The organism is Acidovorax sp. GW821-FHT10A04 (assembly GCF_059415825.1).
The window spans coordinates 26,239-46,022 of sequence record NZ_JBWKNZ010000022.1 but is presented as its reverse complement, the minus strand read 5'-3'; the positions used below and the strand labels follow the sequence as shown (position 1 = coordinate 46,022).

The 19,784-nt window shown below is 65.4% G+C and carries 17 protein-coding genes; 7 read left to right on the top strand and 10 right to left on the bottom strand.

Going from position 1 to position 19,784, the window contains the following annotated elements:
- The first annotated feature begins 79 nt into the window (after window positions 1–79).
- The 3 genes from AC07PF_RS31050 (at window position 80) to AC07PF_RS31040 (ending at window position 4,360) form a co-directional block, all read left to right on the top strand.
- Window positions 80–1,528, top strand: coding sequence for an RCC1 domain-containing protein (locus tag AC07PF_RS31050; protein ID WP_494614485.1), 1,449 nt, complete (start codon window positions 80–82; stop codon window positions 1,526–1,528).
- A gap of 191 nt (window positions 1,529–1,719) precedes the next feature.
- Window positions 1,720–3,378, top strand: coding sequence for a bluetail domain-containing putative surface protein (locus AC07PF_RS31045; protein WP_494614484.1), 1,659 nt, complete (start codon window positions 1,720–1,722; stop codon window positions 3,376–3,378).
- A gap of 151 nt (window positions 3,379–3,529) precedes the next feature.
- Window positions 3,530–4,360: a hypothetical protein gene (locus tag AC07PF_RS31040; RefSeq protein ID WP_494614483.1), complete on the top strand. Its 831-nt coding sequence runs from the start codon at window positions 3,530–3,532 to the stop codon at window positions 4,358–4,360.
- Between the two features lie 194 nt (window positions 4,361–4,554).
- On the opposite strand, the gene AC07PF_RS31035 is transcribed toward AC07PF_RS31040, so the two are convergent.
- Both AC07PF_RS31035 and AC07PF_RS31030 read right to left on the bottom strand, forming a co-directional pair.
- Complete coding sequence (locus AC07PF_RS31035; protein ID WP_494614482.1) at window positions 4,555–6,255, bottom strand: AAA family ATPase; 1,701 nt, start codon at window positions 6,253–6,255, stop codon at window positions 4,555–4,557.
- Between the two features lie 199 nt (window positions 6,256–6,454).
- Window positions 6,455–6,781, bottom strand: a complete 327-nt coding sequence (locus tag AC07PF_RS31030) for a type IV toxin-antitoxin system AbiEi family antitoxin (RefSeq protein WP_494614481.1) — start codon at window positions 6,779–6,781, stop codon at window positions 6,455–6,457.
- Window positions 6,782–7,189: 408 nt separating this feature from the next.
- Here AC07PF_RS31030 and AC07PF_RS31025 point away from each other — a divergent pair, with 408 nt between their 5' ends.
- Window positions 7,190–7,429 carry a hypothetical protein gene (locus tag AC07PF_RS31025; protein WP_494610208.1) on the top strand — a complete coding sequence of 80 codons (240 nt, stop codon included), beginning with the start codon at window positions 7,190–7,192 and terminating at the stop codon, window positions 7,427–7,429.
- Window positions 7,430–7,804: 375 nt separating this feature from the next.
- Window positions 7,805–8,065: a hypothetical protein gene (locus AC07PF_RS31020; RefSeq protein ID WP_007851106.1), complete on the top strand. Its 261-nt coding sequence runs from the start codon at window positions 7,805–7,807 to the stop codon at window positions 8,063–8,065.
- A gap of 306 nt (window positions 8,066–8,371) precedes the next feature.
- Here the strand turns inward: AC07PF_RS31020 and AC07PF_RS31015 are convergent, their stop codons facing one another.
- From AC07PF_RS31015 to AC07PF_RS31005, 3 genes are all read right to left on the bottom strand, one after another.
- A complete protein-coding gene (locus tag AC07PF_RS31015; protein ID WP_494614480.1) occupies window positions 8,372–9,250 on the bottom strand; it encodes a hypothetical protein in 879 nt (292 codons plus the stop codon).
- 343 nt (window positions 9,251–9,593) lie between these two features.
- Entirely contained in the window at window positions 9,594–10,823 is a 1,230-nt protein-coding gene (locus AC07PF_RS31010) for an MFS transporter (protein WP_494614479.1), read from the bottom strand.
- A 124-nt stretch (window positions 10,824–10,947) separates the two neighbouring features.
- On the bottom strand, window positions 10,948–11,850 hold the full coding sequence (locus AC07PF_RS31005) for an NmrA family NAD(P)-binding protein (protein WP_494614478.1): 903 nt from the start codon (window positions 11,848–11,850) through the stop codon (window positions 10,948–10,950).
- 81 nt (window positions 11,851–11,931) lie between these two features.
- Here AC07PF_RS31005 and AC07PF_RS31000 point away from each other — a divergent pair, with 81 nt between their 5' ends.
- A complete protein-coding gene (locus AC07PF_RS31000; RefSeq protein ID WP_494614544.1) occupies window positions 11,932–12,852 on the top strand; it encodes a LysR family transcriptional regulator in 921 nt (306 codons plus the stop codon).
- Between the two features lie 70 nt (window positions 12,853–12,922).
- On the opposite strand, the gene AC07PF_RS30995 is transcribed toward AC07PF_RS31000, so the two are convergent.
- From AC07PF_RS30995 to AC07PF_RS30985, 3 genes are read right to left on the bottom strand one after another with little or no spacing between them, the layout of a single operon-like run.
- Window positions 12,923–13,093, bottom strand: a complete 171-nt coding sequence (locus tag AC07PF_RS30995; RefSeq protein WP_494614477.1) for a hypothetical protein — start codon at window positions 13,091–13,093, stop codon at window positions 12,923–12,925.
- A 32-nt stretch (window positions 13,094–13,125) separates the two neighbouring features.
- On the bottom strand, window positions 13,126–13,428 hold the full coding sequence (locus AC07PF_RS30990) for a YciI family protein (RefSeq protein WP_494614476.1): 303 nt from the start codon (window positions 13,426–13,428) through the stop codon (window positions 13,126–13,128).
- A 26-nt stretch (window positions 13,429–13,454) separates the two neighbouring features.
- Complete coding sequence (locus AC07PF_RS30985; protein WP_494614475.1) at window positions 13,455–15,287, bottom strand: autotransporter outer membrane beta-barrel domain-containing protein; 1,833 nt, start codon at window positions 15,285–15,287, stop codon at window positions 13,455–13,457.
- A gap of 261 nt (window positions 15,288–15,548) precedes the next feature.
- Between AC07PF_RS30985 and AC07PF_RS30980 the strand changes: the two genes are divergently transcribed.
- Window positions 15,549–17,711: a putative bifunctional diguanylate cyclase/phosphodiesterase gene (locus AC07PF_RS30980; protein ID WP_494614474.1), complete on the top strand. Its 2,163-nt coding sequence runs from the start codon at window positions 15,549–15,551 to the stop codon at window positions 17,709–17,711.
- A gap of 295 nt (window positions 17,712–18,006) precedes the next feature.
- Here the strand turns inward: AC07PF_RS30980 and AC07PF_RS30975 are convergent, their stop codons facing one another.
- The gene (locus AC07PF_RS30975) at window positions 18,007–19,143 is read right to left on the bottom strand and encodes an ABC transporter substrate-binding protein (RefSeq protein ID WP_494614473.1); all 1,137 of its coding nucleotides are present in this window, start codon (window positions 19,141–19,143) and stop codon (window positions 18,007–18,009) included.
- Window positions 19,144–19,345: 202 nt separating this feature from the next.
- Window positions 19,346–19,729 carry a winged helix-turn-helix transcriptional regulator gene (locus AC07PF_RS30970; RefSeq protein ID WP_007851476.1) on the bottom strand — a complete coding sequence of 128 codons (384 nt, stop codon included), beginning with the start codon at window positions 19,727–19,729 and terminating at the stop codon, window positions 19,346–19,348.
- Window positions 19,730–19,784 lie beyond the last annotated feature (55 nt).

Sequence of the window (19,784 nt, the reverse complement as noted above, 5' to 3'; positions counted from 1 at the left end):
GGTCCGCCCGGATCGTTCTCGTTGTCTGTTTGTTTCCTTCTTTTTCCTTCTTTTATGTTTTGTTGAAAGGCGGATCCCCATGAATTTCCTGGACGTGTTGACCCACCCCTTGCAGGCGCTGGCGATCGCTTCGCCCCGCCAACTGGCAGCGAAATGGGCAATTGCGTGCACCTTGCTCGCCGCCGCGGTCGGCGCCCACGCCGCCACCGTGGTGAAGTTCGCCACGGGTGCCACGAACTCGGCCGCCATCCTGAGCGATGGCACGCTCTGGACCTGGGGCAACAACATGAACGGGCAACTGGGCAACGGCATGTCCACCAACTCGGACAAGCCGGTCCAGATCGGCACCGGCTTCACCCAGGTGCAGGTGGGCAGCCGCTACATGGTGGCGCTCAAGGCCGATGGCAGCCTGTGGATGTGGGGCCATGCGGTACTGAAGGACCGGGAGTTCTACGAAACCGCGCCGGTGCAGATCGGCAGCGGCTTTGACAAGCTGCTCACGTCCGACACCGCCGCCAAGGCCGATGGCAGTGTCTGGTTCTGGGGCGAGTCCAAGCTCGTCTACAGCGCGCCCGCCGGGGGCAGTGGCTCACTGGACGCGTTGCCCGCCGGCTACCGGCAGATGGCCACAGGCCCCTACAACGCGCTGTTCGTGCTCGATGGTGGCGCGCTGCGCTACGTGTCGAACAACAACGTCCTGAACACCTGGCGCACCGCCTACGGCAGCACCGGCCCGGCGGGCAGCGGGTTTGCGCAGGTCGCGCTCAATGCCACCACGGCCGTGGGCGTGAAGACCGATGGAACGCTCTGGCAGTGGAAGGGCGATGAGCAGCCTGCCTCGCTGGGCGCGGGCTATGGCCAGGTGGCCAAGGGCACGTCGCACACCGTGGCGCTGAAGACCGATGGCACCGTGTGGGTCTGGGGCTCCAATGCCAATGGCCAGCTGGGCGTGGATTCGCCGGCCGATGTGGACGGCCCCCAGCTCCTGGGCAACGGCTACACCGCGATCGCGGCCGCGAGCCAGCACACCCTGGCCCTGAAGTCCGACGGCACCCTGGTGGCCTGGGGCAGCAACAGCGTGGGGCAGTTGGGCACCGGGCCAGCCGGGGCCGCGCCGGTGCAGCCGACGCCCGTGGTGTTCGAAGGCCCCAGTCCGGGGCAACTGGGCGAGATGACCGTGACGGGGCCGATTGAGCTCCAGACGCTCACGGTGCGGGTGCAGATCAGCAGCGAACACCTGGCCAGTGGCGTAGAGGGCGATGTGTATCTCATGGTCTTTGGGCCGGATTCATCGGGATTCAGCTACAACGGGTACGGTTTTTCACCCCTTACACCGTTCGGCATTCCCCTGCCCTGGATCCACGGGCTGGAGAACAGGACCACCGTGCTGATCTCGAACCAGGACCTGCGCGCCTTGCGGGGCTCCACGCTGTATGTCGGTTACGGCCTCAAGAGTGACAAGCAAAGCAGCACGCTGTACGAGATGGTGGCGAGCAAGCGCTACCAGCTGGTCCACACCATTCGGTAGTGGCTGCCCGGTGACACGGCCCGCACAGGCGGTGGCACTGCCTGGTTCCTCCGGGTCCTGAGCCGCTGGGTGTGCCGCAAGGCCGCATGTAGCAAAAGAGTTGCTCGATGGTGGAGGGCAGGCGCATCGCAATGGCCCGTGGCGCGATAGGCTCTGTGCATTGCAAAAAACAACCCGGGAGGTTGAAAAAAATGCCAGTGCAGATTTTCGGCGCGGATGCCACCTTTGCCATATTGAACCGCGTGTTTTATGGGCAGCAGCCACTGTGGTACGAGTCGTACATCTACACGGTGGCCAAGATCGGCTCGGAGGGCGCCCATGCGGTGGCGCGTGAGTTTGGCGAAGGCTACGCGCGCGCGTCCGAAGCGTACCTGTCCTACATGCTGTTGGAGACGCTGGGCCTGTTGCCCAATCCTGCCTTGCGAGGGGCGCTGGAGAACTACCTGGCCGCCGTGGGCAAGGCCAATGTGGGCGTCGTTGCGCTGCAGTTGGGGCAGATCCTCTCGGGCCTGGAAGGCGCCACGGGCGACCTGGCCATCTACTCGGCCGCCGCCGCCCGGTGGAACGATGAAATCGCGGCTGTGCATGCGTACTCCAGCAACCCGTCCAACAAGGGCTATGCAACGGTCGACGTCATCTCGGAGGGCCCGGGGATCACGCTTGAACTGACGGCCGGGAATGACACGCTGCAAGGCACGTGGCATGACGATGTTTTCCTGGCGCAAAGTCCCGGCCAACTGGGTTCGGCCGACGTCATCGAGGGCGGCGGCCATGGCATGAAGGGCAATGTGCTCAAGGCCACGCTGGCCGCCGGCGACCATGTGGTGCCCACCTTGAGCAACATCGAGTCCGTGTTCATCACCGCGGGCGCGGGGGCACAGCTCGGTGCGGAGAAGTCTGGGGGCATCTGGAAGCTGTGGCTCGACGCGGCCACGGGCAGCAACGTCACGTTCACCGGGGTGAACCGCGAAACGGGGGTGGGCATCCAGAACTCCCTGGCCGGGGCGGCGCTGACGGTGCATTTCAAGGCCCCCTCGTTCAAGGTGGCGCCGGTCAACCTCATGCTGGCCGACGCGACCGGGGTGGACGAGATCATCGTGCCCGATGTGATCGCCCTGAACATTGCCAGCACGCCGGGCAGCGTGGCCGCCACCACGGTCAACAGCGCCAGGATTACTGCGGCCGCGGCCGAGGAAATCAGGCTCACGGGCAACCAGGCCCTCACCACCACCATCACCGGCGCCCATGTGCAGGTGATCAATGCCGCGGCCCTCCAGGCGCCGCTGGACCTCACGTTCGCCACCACGGGTGCCACGCCGATCGGCATCCTCGGCGGCCAGGCGGCCGACCGCATCACCGTGAATGACGCCTCCGGCGGGCGCGCCGCCATCGATGCGGGCGACGGGGCTGACACCGTCACCATCGGCGCCCGCAACGCCCACAGCATCACCCTGGGCACCGGTGCCGACGTGCTCGCCCTCACCGGCCTTGCCGGCTCCGCCAGCGCGGCCCTGGGCCTGGACAACGCGGCCGCGCTGCACCGCTCGGCCATCGAGGTGACCGACTTTGTGAGCGGCACCGACCAGCTGCGCCTGACCGCCGCCACACCCACCGCCAAGGCGGCGCCCAGCAGCGCGCAACTGGCCAGCATCGCCGCGTCCACCTCGCTGCTGGACGCCGCCGCCCTGGCCGCCAGCACGGCCGGCGCGAGCAAGGCCATTGCCTTTGGCTACGGCGGCGACACCTACATCCTGGTGAACGACGCCACGGCCGCACTGGGCAGCCAGGATGGCCTGGTCCGGCTGAGCGGGGTGTCTGCGGTGGCGGATGGGGACTGGACGGTGGGGTAGGGCGGGGCTACAACCCGCCCCGTGCCAGCAGATTCAGATGCTGAAGCGAGCAGGAGCGCGACAGTGGCGGAGCTATACCTCCCCAGCCGCCACCCATGCTGTATTCAGTGCCCACGATGCAATTATCTGCCTATCAACTTTGAGGATCACCATGCCCTACCCGATGCATATCCTGGTCAACGACTTCGCGATCAGAAGTTTCCGTGAAACCGCAGACAAGGACTACATCACTGCGCGGATGGCCTATCGAGCGCGATTGATTCAGCCCTACCGGTGGTCGGCCCTGCACTGCTTGGAGAAATATGTCAAAGGCATTCTTTTACTCAATCGCGTGGATGCCAAAAATTTGGGGCACCGCGTGCTTCCTGGCATCGAGAGGATGAACCAGCGCGGCAGGTTCAAGCTCGAACTTACTGCCGCAACCTCCAAGTTCATCAAGAATCTCGAAGACGACGGAGCAGAAGATCGATACTACCTGATCTCATACGAGGTTGAAGCGCTCGATATTGCCCGATTCGACCACGCAGTTTGGGAACTTCGAAGGTATTGCCAGCCGCTGGACTACGACATCGTTGGCATGAACGGTGAGGTAGTGAGCTCATTGGCCAATGAGCTCGAGCGCGTTCATCGGGCTAAGGAAAAGCATGAGAAGGGGACGTGCATCTCGGGAGGCACACTGGAAAACATCATTGACAAGAAGGATCACCCGGCGCGTGAAGCACTGATCTGGAACAACCTGTTCTTTGGCCCGTCACGACGCAAGGCTGTGAAGATACGACCCGACTGGGAGGCAGGCAACTCACCGTTTTTCCTGCATCCCGAAATCATTGATGAGGTGGTCAAGTACGTGAATATCCCAAAGGACATTGCCGAGGGGGTTCGTCAGTTCGCGAAGCAAAAAGCGGTAGAGAAGGAGACGGCAGAACGAGATGCAAAGAAGGCCGCCAAGCTCGCCGTCAAGCGGTCGAGTAGTACCAGTTGATGGCAAGCCAGAATCGATTCTTCAACGAGGGCAATTCGACGTCCCCACGGCCACTCAGCGCGGCGGATTCATCCGATCTATGTGATCAAATCCGAACTATGCCCTAAGCCGATACCCCATTATTCACAGCTAATCAGCGCCGATTCTGCACAGACTGAACGTAAGGGGCAGGCAGAAAAGGCGCTCGGTTCCTGTCAGACCCGAAACACGTCCATGCGCAGCTTGTCATAGATGGCCATGCCGGGCTTGATAAGTTTCGACAGTGTGTGCCGCGCGAACGCAGGAGCATCATTGCCAACCTGCGTGAGCGACAGAATTTGCTTGGCTGCTAAATAAATAGTGCCAGAAGCCTTCTTGATGTCGTCAGCGGGATGGCTCTGACTCACTACGCTCGACACCGCAGCAGCCTTAGCGGCGATCAAATCCGCCGATTTCTCGGGCTTCCCTACCGATTCGCAGAGCGCGGTCAATACCTCGTCGTCGTAAAGGTAAGCCTCGAGATGCCGGAGGCTCAGAACCTGTATACCTTTGCTCTTGAAATCTACGACGTCAGTTGGGGAGTGATCGTCCAAGTCGATTAGGCGGATGATTTTCATGCCGGAGGTTAGCTTCGGTAGCACAGTCGCTAGTCCAATGAAATCTTTCTGCACTTCCTTCGAGTTACCAGCAGAAATGAAGGTAGTGTCGGGCATCTCATCGCCGAAGATCGTTTCGTAAATCCGAGCGTCGTGCTCCGTGTTCTTCCCCTGCACCACGCCAATTGGATTGCCTTCGCAGATGACCACTTGCTTCGGCGCCACGAGCATGGCTAGATCGTCTAAAGCGACTCGCATCACGCTTTTCCAGAAGGCTCGAATGGGCTTGCTCGGCGAGAGCGTAATCACTTGATCGAAGTCGTGACCGCTGAAATCTATGAATGCCACCGACGTCGGGTCGGCATCGTACATCTCGCGCGCCTTACGCATCATCCCGACGGAGTGCGACGCAATCCAAAGCTGGGAGTTGCCGGGAAGCAGACCCACGAGTTCGCCAAGGAGCGCGCCCTGAAGCCGCGTGTTCATGTGGGTCTCCGGCTCATCGATACAATAAATCGCATCTGCATAACTCCGCCGCTTTACCACGAAATCAAGGATTAGGTCGAAGGCTGCCTTCTCACCACCAGAGAGGTTTTTGTAGTCGAATCCCTTTGAAGTTCCCTTATCGAACTGAAAGGTCCCCCTTTCGAGAGGATTGCCGACGCCGACGAAGGTTAGATCGGGGAACAACCGATTGAGCGGCGACCGGACCTCGCCGATCAGCTTCTCGCGATAGTCGCCCATGGTCGTCTCGGCCGCCTCGTTAACGAATACATCCTCCATCGCTTGGGAGGCCAGGCGCTGGTAGTTCTTGCTGACCGTGGCGTCGGGCTCGATCAGCCTCTTTAAGTCCATGCTCTCGAGGATGTCTCCTTGCCGGGAGAGAGAATGGGTAATGAATTCGTGGTCGTTCCTATACGCCGTGCGGACGTAAAGGTTGCCCGGACTGAAGGAGCCGGTGTCAGTAGTAAGTGAGACTCTAACGCCAAGATTTTTAATCGGCTCCTTTGCCCTATCGTAGTACCTTGCATCGTCGGCCCAACCGTAATTATTGTTCATCCGGTATTTCAGCAATAAAGCATCGAAGAACGAAGACTTGCCGGACCCGTTTGGCCCAGCCAGAACGACCAATTTGGCGCTCGCTGGAACATCCTGGATAGTGAGATCGGAAAATCTCCGGAACTGCGTGATATGGCAATTGAGCAGACGCATGGTGGCCCATTCGGAATCAATTAAAAAATAAGACAAGTGCGTGGTCGTTTGACTCAGCTGCTTAGAACGCTTCTCCTGTCGGTCCGTATAGTCACCGTTCTCGGTCAAGGCTCTGCGTTACTTCAAGCTCGTCCGCCATTGTTTCGACTCGCATGATATCTGCCGCAGATTCCAACTCACGCGCAGCTTTGCAGCTTTCGCCTCGCGAAGACGATGTGAAGTCGAGAATTGCAGTCGCCTCCGTTGGGGGCGCTGTTTTTTGGTGGAGCACAGAGCGTCCGCTTCGCTGGAGTGATCAGCACTGACCCTAAACACCATTTTCGATCCGCTCCCACAGCATGCCCGCCACCTCCACACTACGGCCTTCGTTGCTGGCCATCAGGTCGGCGTAGACCAGCAGCAAGGGGGCCGCGGCCGGCGTGCTCGCCTGGCTTCCGCGCGCGGCCAGAAGGCGTCCAGCACCTTGATGGGCCCCTTGGGGTCCGGTTGCAGGCGGTGCTTGCGCAGCAGCTGGCCCCGGTGCATCCAGCTGTATCGAGGAAGTTGATGCCGTTGCGCTGGCATTCCATGGCCAAGGGGGCTGACATGTAGGGCACGACCAAGAGCTACGGCTGCCTCGAGGTCTCCTTGGCATGTTTCTGGATGAGGTACCAGACCAGCTCGCTGCTGCGCTCGGCGCGGCGCACCTGCACCGCAAACAGGCCCAGGCTCTTCCCGGCTCAGCTTGACGAGGGCCTAAATGCCATCGGTGAGGCCCAGCCAGGGCAGAACCTCGCCTTGCAGAACGGGCTCTGCGGCGTGCAACCGCCTCAGTGTTCATTTTTGCACTTGTTCATTTTTACGACCATCCGTAATAAATGAACACAGGCTCCTGGGGAAGCGCCGATTCAGCCCGCCCGGCCGCCCCGTAGCCAGCCAGCCCGTCCTGCGATTCACACCCCATCCGTGTAGGACATCACGCTCACCCGGGTTGCCGATCATCCAAATGGCGCTTCTGGGCATAAGATGGCCACAGTTGAAAACATTTGTAACAAATACCGGCATGCACACCCCTTGGCCTCCCAACATCGAACTCCATGGTTCCGTCTACATGGTGAGGCCCGTCACGCTGCGACAGCACGCTCCGGTGCCCCACAGCATCTTCATCTTCGAAGAAGACGGCTCCCCGGTCCTCACCGTGCGGGGGCCCTGGGCCAGCTACCCTGAGGCACTGGAAGTCGCCAACGGCGAGCTCCGGCGGCATGTGTCCCCGTCCCCCGTGGATGTGTTCGACAGCCATTGATCCGGCATTGATCCGGCACTGAAGAAAGAGCGCGCACTTGTCGCTCAGGCATGGAAGGCGAGACAGCCCCATCCCACGCTGTCCGCACCGACGGGCCCGCTCACCGCGGAGGGCCCAGCCCCCTGGCCGGCCAAGCAATCCTCCTCACCCCGGTGGCACCCCACCTGCCAGGCAAGCTGAGCCAGCGAGTACCCTCACCCCCTGCCTGCCCTTGTGCCCCTGCAATCCGGCACACCCCCACGCACAGCCCCTAAGATGCGGTGGCGGCGCCGCTGCCCACCATGGGCGAGGAAAAAGCAGCCGCGCACCAACGGGAAGAAGAAGGACGCGGCAGGCCGGCTTTGGTGGTGACAAGCCCTGGGAGCATCTACACGGATGGAAGCAATTTTTGGATTGGTGGCCACGATATTGGTGGACTTTGTGTTCGTCGTGGCGGGCAAGTTGGTGATCTATGCGCTGACCTTGGGGCGCTGGCGTGGCGAGCGCGCAGGCGAAGGCCGGATCCACGGCGCAGCGGGAGCACTGAGTTTCGTGCGCGATGGGCAGCGGGTCCTCACCGACCGGTCCGCCTGCTTCGTTGGCGGGTTCTTTTGCATCGTGTTGGTCTTCTGCTCGTTCGCTGTCATGTCGTTGTGAGACGGCGCGCGATGCGCAACGGCTGAAGGACTGCGGCCGCACCGCATCTTCGGCCCGGGGGCCATCTGTTCTGAAGGCTCCCTGGGCCCCGCTGGTGTTGGAGCGCAGGGCCTGCTACACGACGGGCCGCTGCTTTGACAACCTGCCGAGGCGCCGTTTCCGGCCCGTCTACCATGGCGGCCATCCGCCAGGAGCGGCCAGTGGAGGCGGCTGAAAGCAGACGCTCAACGTTTGAGGTAACCGGCGCAGCGCGGCTTCATCGCGCAGCGTCCGTGTTGACCTGATGGTTGGGCATATGGAGCATGGCTACTGGCACCAATTGTTCTTTTGCGCTGGATCAGCTGCGTCGCAATGGAGGGAGATTTCGTCCAAGAAGAAAGCCTTCTTGGACGGAAGCCTCTTCCAAGAAACCTCTGCCTTGAAGTCCCTAAAGTCATTCAGTCCCGTCGTTGTCTTCTTTTTGCCCGTCAAATAATTGGTGCTGTACTCGGATCTTTCGCCAGTGCTGCGGGAGGACTCAGAGCGGTCATAACCAACAAGTTGAAACCGAGTGCCCTGAGCGCGGAAAGTGAACTTTTCGTGCACCACGCCATAGCTACCGCAGCTTCGCCAATCTTGCAATTCGATGACCAGATTGCCTCTCGCAATCGATACACCACCGTTCGCTAGTGGATCGGCCAAGCAATCCATGTCTTCAGCATTCTCGCTAGGGAGCAGATCGTCCCTGCGCAGGACTTCTTTCAGCCCACTGGATGACCGCAGGAGAATGACGAGACGGCGTGGATTCAAATTGAGGATGTTCGGTCCAGGAGACCCCTCTGGCTTCTTCTTGAAATTGGCAGGATTGGTTTCTTCAGTGACAAGCACCACATCGTCAATTCCGTCGCGGTTCAGGTCCCCTGCGTTGTTGGTGATGACCTTCCAACCATTGGGTACCCACTGGGCAAGGGCGTCAGAGGGCGCTGCGAAAGATGGTGCTGCCAGAAAGGCCAGTAGCAGAAGATACTGGGATCTCAACATGAGAGTACCTCCATCCGCCTGCGGCAGGTTATTCCAGATGCCCAACGTGCTGTAGCCCGCAAAACCTGCGGGATAGACTGGACCCTGCGGGATATTCTGGACAATGAGTCCTCCTGGAAGTGGCTTGCAGCTTGGGCTTGCGATCAGTGCGCTGTTCAAAAGCACCGATATAAATTTCCTGCAAACCCGGCAAGCATCAATTCAGCAAACTATAGCTTGCCAGTAGGGAGGCACCGGTGTTTTCAACAGCACGTTGGGACTGTGAGCCGGCGGGCGGCAAATCAACGGCAGCTTCCGGGTGGCGTTTCGCAACGTCGGCTCCGGGCCCCAACCCGACCGCCGTGGCTGTGATCCGCTGAGAGGCGGCCCCGCACCGGCAACGAGGGCAAGGCCGGTTTCAGCAGGCTTGCTTCACAAGCCGGCAGTCGTATCTTGGCGAGGCTGGCGCAAGGGAGCGCATGCCTTCTGCCAGGGCGCTTGCTGCCCGTTCAGGGCCCGCGCTGGCGGGTCACCGCCCCGCCAGCGCGGGCTGCCGCGCAGCCGCCTGGCTGCGCTCCTGGAACAGCACGATCACCACCGTGGCGGCCATGAAGGCCACCGAGGCCCAGAGCACGCCTGCCGCCAGGCCCCGGTCGAGCAGCAGCCCGAACATGAGGGGACCCAGCACCCCGCCGATGTTGAAACCGGTGGACACGATGCCGAAGGTGCGGCCCTCGGCCCCCACCGGCGAAGCCGCGCGCACCAACATGTCGCGCGAGGGGGCGACCACGCCGGTCAAGAAGCCGATCAGCCCCAGTGCCACCACCAGCGCCAGCGCCGGCAGGCTCACCAGGATCACTGCCACCACCAGCACGGCCGCCAGCGCAAAGGCCGCTGCTGCCAGCACGCCGTGGTGCCGTGTGCGGTCGGCCAGCACCCCGCCTGCGAGCACGCCGGCGGCGCTGGCGAACAGGAAGGCGGTGAGCGCCGAGTTGGCCACCGAGAGCGGCACGGCAAAGCCCTGCATCAGCGCGCTGACCGAGAACTTGTCGATGGCGCCGGTGCTCAGGCTCAGCAGGGTGAACAGCAGGGTCAGGGTCACCAGGGTGAGCAGCGGGGTCTTGAGCGGGCGGCCTGCCGTGGCTTTTGCCCTGGCCTGGTCGGCCTTGGGTGGCGATGCGGCGGTGGCGGGCGCGGCCTGACCACCCACGGCCACGCAGGCCAGGGCGATGGCGCCCGCCAGCGCGGCCACGGCAAACGACCACTGCGCGCCGGCCGTGACGGCGATGCCTACCATCAGCGGCGGGGCCAGCGCACCGCCCAGATAGCCCGCCGAGGTATGGATCGAGAAGGCGCGCCCCATCTTCTGCGCGTCGATGCCGCGCGAGAGCAGGGCGTAGTCCGCCGGGTGGTACACGCCGTTGGCCAGCCCCGCCAGCGCCATGGCCACCAGCAGGCAGGTGTAGCTGGGAAACACCGCCAGCAGCCCGAAGCTGAGCGCGCCCAGCGCCAGCGCGGCGATGAGCATGCGCCGTGCACCGAGCTTGTCCACCGCAAAGCCCAGCGGCGCCTGCACCAGCGCGGTGACGATGTTGAACATGCCGATGGCAAAGCCGAGCTCGACGAAACTCGCGTCGAGCGCCTGGGGCAGCAGCGGCAGCATGGCCGGTACGGCCATGATGTGCAGGTGGCTGACCGCATGTGCGCTGGAGACACGGAACAGCAGTCCGTTGGACGAGGGGCCCGTGGGGGTGGTCATGGGGTGGTGGATGGCAAGGCGGTTGCGGTGCCGCGCCGCAGGAGGGTGTTGCGCGCGGTCGGTTGAAGAGGGCGAGGTTAACGGATCGGGCAAGACCTTGCCCGACCCGCGTTTGCACCGGGCTTCAGCCCTGGCGCCGTGCCAGGGCCGCGATGACCTGCCCGAGCGCCGTCGTTCCTGCCCGTGCGGCCGCGTCGGGGTCGCTCTTGATGTCGATGTGCGAGGCGTTGAGGCCCCGGGTCATTTCGGCGAAACCCGCCAGCGCGGCCTGGGAGAAATGGGCGTCGGCCAGTGCCTGGGGCCACTGCGCTTCGGGCAGCACGGCCACGCCGACGGGCTTGCCGAGCGTGGCTGTAACGATGGCGGCGACATCGTTCGGCGCGCAGTCCCCGGGCCCCGCGAGGGTCACCGCGCGGGTCCCCGTCCACTCCTCCTGTACCAGCAGGGCCGCAGCGGTGCTGCCGACATCCGCCGTGGCCACCATCGGCAGGGCGCGCTGGGGTGGGGCCAGAAAGCTTGGCAGCGTGCCGCTGCGCACGGCCTGCGCGACCATCGGTGCCCAGTTCTCCATGAAGTAGGCTGCGCGCAGGAAGACGGCGCAAACACCGGCTTCCTGCAAGCGCTGCTCGAACGCGTGGTTCATCCCGATCCATCCTGTGGCGCTCTCGCGGTCGGCGCCCACCGATGACAGGGCCACCAGCCTGGGCACGCCCGCCGCCAGCGCTGCGCGCGCCGTGGTGCTGGCCACCCGGTCTGCCTGCTCGACAAGGTCTTCACGGCCGTAGTGCTGCGGACAGACGGCATAGGCACCCCGGGCGCCGCTGAGCGCCCGGGTCATCGAGGCCAGGTCCGTGAGGTCGGCCACGGCAATCTCGGCGCCACGTTCGGCCCAGGGCCGGCCCTGGGCCGGGTCGCGCACCACGGCGCGCACAGGCTGGCCGCTGCGCAGGAGCGCATCGGCGGCAGCGGCACCGGTGCGGCCGGTCACGCCCGTCACGACATAGGGGAGAGGAGGGGAAGCAGTCATTCGAAAAAACTCCAGTTCAGAAGAGCCCGAATGGTGCGAGACGGCTTAGCATGCGGCAATGGCATGAAAGTCATATTGAATATGCACCAAGTGGATTTGTCTGCGCTCGACCTCAACCTGTTGAAACTGTTCGAAGCCCTGGTTCGGGAGCGCAGCGTCACGCAGGCGGGCCTTCGCCTGGGCCTGAGCCAGCCGGCCGCCAGCCGGGCGCTGGGGCGGCTGCGCCGGATGCTGGGCGATCGCCTGGTGGTGCGCGGCAAGCTCGGGCTGGAACTGACGCCGCGCGGCCAGGCGCTGGCCGGCCCCGTGGCCCGGCTGCTGGACGACGCCCGGGGCATCGTTGCGCCCGCCGTGTTCGATCCCGCCTCGGCCTCGGGCCGCATCACGATCGCTGCGCACGACCACCTGGCCCTGGTGGTGCTGGCCCAGCTGATGGCCTGCCTGGAGCGCCAAGCGCCCGCGCTGAGCCTGCACATCGCGCCACCGGTGGGGGACAACGTGCGGCTGGTCGAGCAGGGGGCCGCAGACCTGGCCCTGGGGATTTTCGAGGCACTGCCTGGCAGCTTCCATCGGCGTGGCCTCTACACCGACCACCTGGTGTGCGTGGTGAGGTCCGGGCATCCCGCCGCGGCAGGCGGGTGGGGCCTGGAGCGCTATGTGGCCCTGCGCCACGTGGCCGTGACCATTTCCGGCGTGGGAGAAAGCGCGGTCGACGTCGCCCTCGCGGCACGGGGCCGCACCCGCCATGTCGCGCTGCGGGTGCCGCATTTTCTGGCGGGTGCGATGCTGGTGGCCGACAGCGACATGGTGCTCACCCTGCCCAGCCGCCTGGCGCACCTGCTGGCACAAAGGCTGCCGCTGGCGTTGCTGGATCTGCCGCTGCAGGTGGCAGCCCTGTCACCCGCGATGATCTGGCACGAGCGCTTCCACGGCGACCCGGCCCATGGGTGGGTGCGGCAGCAGTTGGTGGATGTGGTGGGGTCGTTCGCGGAGCTGGGGTAAGGCGCTCGGCTTGTCTGGTGGGCTTTGCCAGGGGGCTTCAACCATTGCCCACGCGGTCCTGCCCCGCCACTCAGCGCTCGGTATCGTTCCCCTGCTTGCCCGTCATGGCCGAGGCAATCACCTCGACCACGAAGGCCAGCAGGAGGACGGCGCCGGCAGCCATGGCGTGGCCTGTTAAGTACAGCGCGAGTGGAATGAGGATGCCTGCAATGATCAACAGAGCGTAGTGCCTGGGTTTCAAACCGTGCCTCCTGGGGTGGTGTGCTTGCTTGCTCAGGTGCGCGGCAGCTCGCGCAGGTCCACCGTGCCGCCGGCGTCAAAGACCGGGTTGCCGGCCAGAAAGCGCTTTGCGTCCTCCAGGCTCTCTGCACGCACGCGGATGAAGCCGCTCGGGGCGCCGGTGGCGGCCTGGCCGGGTTGGCCCTTGCGCAGGCGCTCGCCCGCGCCGATGGCGCTGCCGCCGTCGAACTGGCCGGTGGCGCGCAACCAGGTGAGGTAGTCGGCCCAGCGCTGCGGGTCGTTGGCGGCTGCGGTGTCCGGGGCGTCCTCGTGCATCAGCAGGATGTATTCGTTCACGGTCTGGTCACTCCCTGTGGGTTCTGTCACAGCGCGAACACCTCCACCGACAGCTGCTGCATGCCGCCCACCAGCGCGACCAGCGGGTCGGTGGCCACGGGCAGGGCGGCGGCTGCGGCGATGATCATGGCGGCGGTGGCGAAGGGCTTGTCCGCGCCCACCATGGCCGAGAACTGGGCCACGAAGGCGTCGTCCACCGGCGTGTTGAGCAGGTTGGAGCCTACCAGCCGTACCAGGGTGGCGGTGGACGCGCCGGGCAGCAGGGTGTCGATCATGTTCTGCGCCAGCGCGTTGTAGTTGCCCAACTCGTCGGCCTTGCGCACCCAGACCGAGAGTTCATGCCGGTCAGGGCTGCGGTCGGTGAGGGCGTTGAACAGGGTGAAGACCTGGCCCACGTGGCCGCCCTCGGTCACGCCCAGGTTGGGCAGGGCGGTGTCGAAGGCGAGCACGCTGTCCTTGAGCTCAATGCGCTCCACGCCGCGCAGCGTGGCGGGCGTGCTGCCTGTGCTGCTGCCGGCAGGGGTGAAGGTGATCACGCCGTCGCTGCGCTGCAGCAGGCCCAGGGCCTGCAGGCCGGCATAGGGCGTGTCGAGCACCACGGTGTCGACGTTGCTGCTGCCGGTGATCTGGTCGGCCCCGCCCTGGGAGATGAAGCGCGTGCGCCCGCCCTGGGCCGCGGCCAGGGTGTCGGCGCCAGCGCTGCCGGTGACCGTGGCCTGCACATGGGCGGTGGTGGTGGCGATGGTGCCCAGCTCGTCGTAGGCGGATACGTACGCGCCGTCGCCCGCTGTCCAGCCGATGGCGAAGCTGCCGTCGGCAAAGGCCTGCGTGGCCGTGCCCACGGAGAAGGTCTTGTCCACGATGCGCACGTAGGAGTGGGCATCCACCAGGATCTCGCCGCCGAACTTGCTGCCGTTGGTGTTGAAGATCTGGCCGCGGATTTCGCCGCCCAGGTTGCCGTTGATGTCGACGGTGCTCCAGAACACGACGAAGCGGCCGTCTGCCAAGGTCTGCACGGCCTGCGGGCTCTGGCTGCCCGTGGCACCGGCCGTGTTGACCACGAAGGACGCACCTTGCGGGGCGCCCTGCGCGTCGAGGAACTGGCCATGCACGTCGATGCTGTCGTTGGTGCCGGGGCCCGTGCCGCTGCTGCTGGTGAGCTGGAGCAGGCGCCCGTCTGCCAGTGCATGGATGAGGGCGCGCCCGGAGTGCACGCCCAGGTTGATCTCTGCACCGATAGGGGCTCCCGTGTCGGCGCTGTAGAACTGCAGCCAGTTGACGGCACCCGTGAAGTCGGCTGTGTTCGTGGTGCGCAGGCCGGCAAAGCGCGTGGCGTCCACCGCGAAGAAGCTGCTGTTGGTGGCGTAGGTGATCGGCGCCCCCACGGCGGTGCCCGCCGTGTCGTACAGGCCGCCGTAGGTGGTGGCGCTGCTGGCGTACTGCCCCCACGAGACGAAGACCTTGCCATTGGCCAGGGCCAGCGCGTTGATGCCCGCGATGTTGTCGCGGTTGCCGACCAGGGTCTGCTCGCTGCCGATGCGCGCACCGTCTGCGCCAAAGCGCTGGGCCAGGATGGCGTTGCTGGCGCCCGGCTGCCAGGTCACCAGCACCGTGCCATCGGTGGCGGTCTCGGCGTTGGCGCCGTACTGGTGGTTCTGCGTGACCGTGTTGACCACGAACTCGCCCCCGGCCAGCGTGCCGGTGCCGCGGTCTGCAATGCGGCCGATGATGGCCTCGCCATCGCTGTCATCGGGGTGGCGGCCGCCGTAGACGATGAGCAGGCGGTCGTTGGCCAGTGCGGCGATGGACAGCGGGCCGGCGGCCCGCGGCGTGTGCAGGTTGGTGTGTGCCAATGGCATGGACGAGGATCTCCCTGGGTTGTATTGTTTTGGGCCTGCCGGTGCGGGACGCTTGCACGCATGGGCCTGCGCGAGCGAACGGGGATGGCGCTGCAGAGAATGCCGCAATCCGCAGGGGCGGTCGAGTTCTTGAGCGCAACAGAATGTTGGCCGCAAGTTCGGCAGCGGGTTTGGTAGCAAGTGTCAGCCCACTCCTACACGCAAGGCCCCCGGCAAAAGTTACCCTCCGCACTATTTGCCGCATTTGCCGCCGCCCACTCCATGACCCCGTCCATGCCCCTGAGCTACAACCTGCTGCTGGTAGCGGGCTCCCTGGCCATGGCCGTGTTCGCGTCGTACGTGGGCTTCGACATGGCGCGCCGGGTACGCACCTCGCAGCGCGGCATCGGCCTGGCCTGGTGGGCCGCGGGCTCGCTGGTCATGGGCACGGGCATCTGGGCCATGCATTTCATGGGCATGCAGGCGCTGGAGCTGCCCATCGCCATCGGCTTCTCCCAGGGGCTGACCTTCGTGTCCTGGGTGGCGGCGGTGGCCGCGTCCGGCGTGGCGCTGGAGCTGGCCAGCCGCAAGCGCCTCGATCGCCCGCGCATCCTGCTGGGCGCCGTGGCCATGGGAGCGGGCATCAGTGCCATGCACTACGTGGGCATGGCGGCCATGGGCATGTCGCCTGCCATCAGCTGGGATGTGCCGCTGGTGGTGCTGTCGGTGCTGGTGGCCTTTCTCGCGTCGGCGCTGGCGCTGGTGATCTTCAAGCTGCTGCGCCGGGTGGAGCGGCCCCGGCGCATGGGCTACCAGCTGGCGGCCTCGTTCGTGCTCGCGCTGGCGATCTGCGGCACGCACTACCTGGGCATGGCGGCCGCGAGTTTCGCGGTGGGCTCGGTCTGCCTGACGGCCGGCGAGCTCGGTGGCCCGGGCCTGCAGACTGCGGTGGCGATGATCGCCGGCGCGCTGCTGGTGATCACGCTGCTCACCTCCATCGTGGATTCGCGGCTGCAGCGTGCCACGCGCACGGCCTCGCACTCCATGCACGAGAGCAATGCCCGGCTGCAGGCCGCCAACGAGGAGCTGCAGCAGCGCGCCTTTGCCGACCCGTTGACCGGGCTGCCCAACCGCCTGCTGTTCGAAGACCGCCTGGCGCTGGCCACACGCCGGCTGGAGCGCAGCAACCGTGAGGGCGTGGTCGAACGCATGGCGGTGCTCTTCGTCGACCTGGACGGGTTCAAGCCCATCAACGACTCCTTCGGCCATGCGGTGGGCGACGTGGTGATCCGCAAGGCGGCCGCGCGCCTGCGCGACGAGGCGCGCGACAGCGACACCGTGGCGCGCGTGGGCGGTGACGAGTTCCTGATCCTGCTCAACGACGTGGCCGACGAGGAGGCCTGCGTGCTGGTGGCCCGGCGCGTGCTGGCATCGCTGTCGCAGCCTTTCGAGGCCGCGGGGCGGCGCATCGAGATCTCGTGCTCCATCGGCATCGTTGTGCACCCCGGCCCTGGCGAGCCGGGCAAGCTGGTGGCGAATGCCGACGCCGCGATGTACGAAGCCAAGCGCGCGGGCGGCAGCTGCTATGCGCTGTTCGAGCCGCACATGGTGTCCGACGTGTCCGAGCAACTGGAGCTGCAGGGCGAGTTGCGCCATGCGCTGGAGCGCGGCCAGCTGTCGCTGCACTACCAGCCCAAGATCGACGGGCGGCGCGGCCAGATCAGCGGCGTGGAGGCGCTCTTGCGCTGGAACCACCCGCGCCACGGCCAGGTCAGCCCGCTGGTGTTCATACCGCTGGCCGAGCGCATCGGCATCATCGGCAAGCTGGGCCAGTGGGTCATCGACGAGGCCTGCCGCCAGATCGTGGAGTGGCGCCATGACGGCCTGCGCATGCGCGTGGCGGTCAACCTCTCGGTGCACCAGCTGCGCGACAAGGGCCTGGTGGCGCGCATCGGGCAGACGCTGCAGGAGCACGGCCTGGAGGCCTCGCAGCTGCTGTGCGAGATCACGGAAACCGTGGCCATGGAGGACATCAAGGCCGTGCACCGCACCTTCGAGGGGCTGGGCGCCATCGGTGTGTTCCTGTCCATCGACGACTTCGGCACCGGCTATTCGAGCCTGCGCTACCTGACCCAGCTGCCCGCACAGCAACTCAAGATCGACCGCAGCTTCGTGGGCGACCTGGAGCACAGTGCCAATGCGCGCGCCGTGGTGGCCGCCATCGTGGGCCTGGCGCACGCGCTGGGCCTGCGCGTGGTGGCTGAGGGGGTGGAGACCCCGGGCCAGCGTGACGTGCTGCTGGCCATGGACTGCGATGAACTGCAGGGCTTTCTCTTCTCCCGACCGCTGCCTCCTGCCGCGCTGCTGGCCTGGGCCCATGGCGTCCGGCCCGAGGGCGGTGTGGATTTCACGCCCTCGCTAGTGGGCGCGCTCTCGCCCCTGTGACGGCCAGGCGCCTGCGCGGTGTAGGACTCCGGTCCCTGCCCGCCGGTGCCCATCGGGCCTGTCCAGGGGCCTGTGCTCCTACAGCCCGGCACCTCGGGGCGGGCGATAGTGGAAACGCCGTTCCATGGTGCGGCGCCACGTGGGTAGACGTGGCTGGATAGATGACGCGTTCGTGATCTTGCGCTCTCGCGCGTTTGCCGGGTACTCCAGCCGGCCTCTGTCCGTTCGCCCGCCCCTCGGGGCGGGCGCTTTTTGCGGGTGCTGCTTCGCCGCGCTGGCGGCAGCTCCGTGCAGATCAGTAGCGCAGGCGCCCGTCGCTGCCGATCACGCCGATGTCCACGAAGCGGCTGCCCACATTGCCCTTGGAGAAGTCGACCCGAAAGCCGCCGAAATCGATCTCGCCCATGGAGGTGAGCGTGGCGGCCAGGCTGGCGGCGCCGGGGTTGGCGTCCTTGCCGCGCTTGAGCGCCTCGCCCACGGTGCGGGCCGAGAGATACCCCTCCAGGTGGAACGAGGTGTACTCCTGCACGGCAGGGAAGGCCTCCTTCATTGCAGCCTGGAACTCGCGGTGCAGGGGCAGCGTCTTGCCGTTGGGGTTGGGATAGGTCTGGGCAATGCCCACGCCGCGAGCGCCTTCCACGCCCGCCAGCTTGACGATGAGGCCGGCCGGCACGTACGACAGCACGAAGATCGACTGCCTGACGCCCGCCTTGCGCAGCGCGGCGACGCCCTCGGCCATGAAGCGCGGTGCGCCCAGCACCAGCACGCCCTGGGCGTCCTGCTTGGCCACCTGCTGCGCGGCAGCATCGAGCGCGGCCGCGTCGGTGGCGGACTTGGTGCCCTGCAGGGTGAGCCCCTGCGTGGCCTTGGCGGCTTCCTGCGCCATGGCCATGCCCGAGGTGCCGATGGGCAGGTCCTGGTACAGCGCCGACAGGCGCGCCATGCCCAGGGTGCGGGTGTGGCTCACGATCTTCTCGATCTGCTGCTTGTCGCCCGCGCGGATGTGGAACAGCTTGGCGTGGCCGGGGGTGCGCAGGCTCTCGGCACCGGGCACGGCGTTCATCACCACCACGGGCGCGGCGTCCAGCAGCTTGTCGTCCAGCATGCGCTTGATGGCGGCCGAGCCGATGGGCGAGATCAGCGCCAGCGGCTTTTTCTCCAGCGCCTTGGGGAACTGCTCGAGAAAGCCTTCGGCGCTGTACTGGTCATCGGCCTCGAACAGCGTGATCTTCTGCCCCTTGATGCCGGTCTTGTTGGCCTGGGTCAGGTAGGCCTTGATGCCCTGGTTGACCTCGACCGCATCGGGCACGGGCAGCTTGGTGAACGGGCCGATCTGGCCGAACACGATGCCCTGGGCCAGCGCCAGCGAACTGGCGGACCACAGCACGGAAGCGGCCAGCACGGAGCGGCACAGGAAGCGAATGGTACGCATGGAGTGTTGTGAATCGTTGTGTATTACGCCCGGCCCGCACCACCCGAAAAACACGATCTCCCCCGCGGCACCGAAGCATGGATTGGAACCCTTCGCACCCACGCCAACAACCAACCAGCCAATGCGGCAGCGTGTGCTGCGTGGTGCGAGTGCGTGAGTCTACATAAAGCCCCGCCACCGCGCTCGCCCGTTGTGCGCTGCGTCAGGATTCGCCGCTCGCCCCCTCGCGGTTGCGCACGATGGCGTCGCGGTGCTTCGCCGCCCACAGGTGCAGCGGCAGCAGCGCGCCACGCAGGGTCTGGCCCAGTTCGGTCAGTTCGTAGTCCACACGCGGCGGCACCGAAGGGAACAGCGTGCGCGTGACGATGCCATCGAGCTCCAGGCGCTTGAGCGTCAGAGTCAGCATGCGCTGCGAGATGCCGCTCACCCGGCGCTGCACCTCGTTGTAGCGCAGCGGGCCCTTGGCCAGCGCGCCCACCACCATGATGGTCCACTTGTCGCCCACGCTGGCCAGCACGTCGGCCAGGCCCTTGCAGTCGGTGGGGGACAGCGTTTCCTTGGGAACAGAAATGTTCGTTTCGCTCATAAAAGTGCCTTCTTGTGGGATCTTCTCACACATCCCATACTGATGTAACGAACAA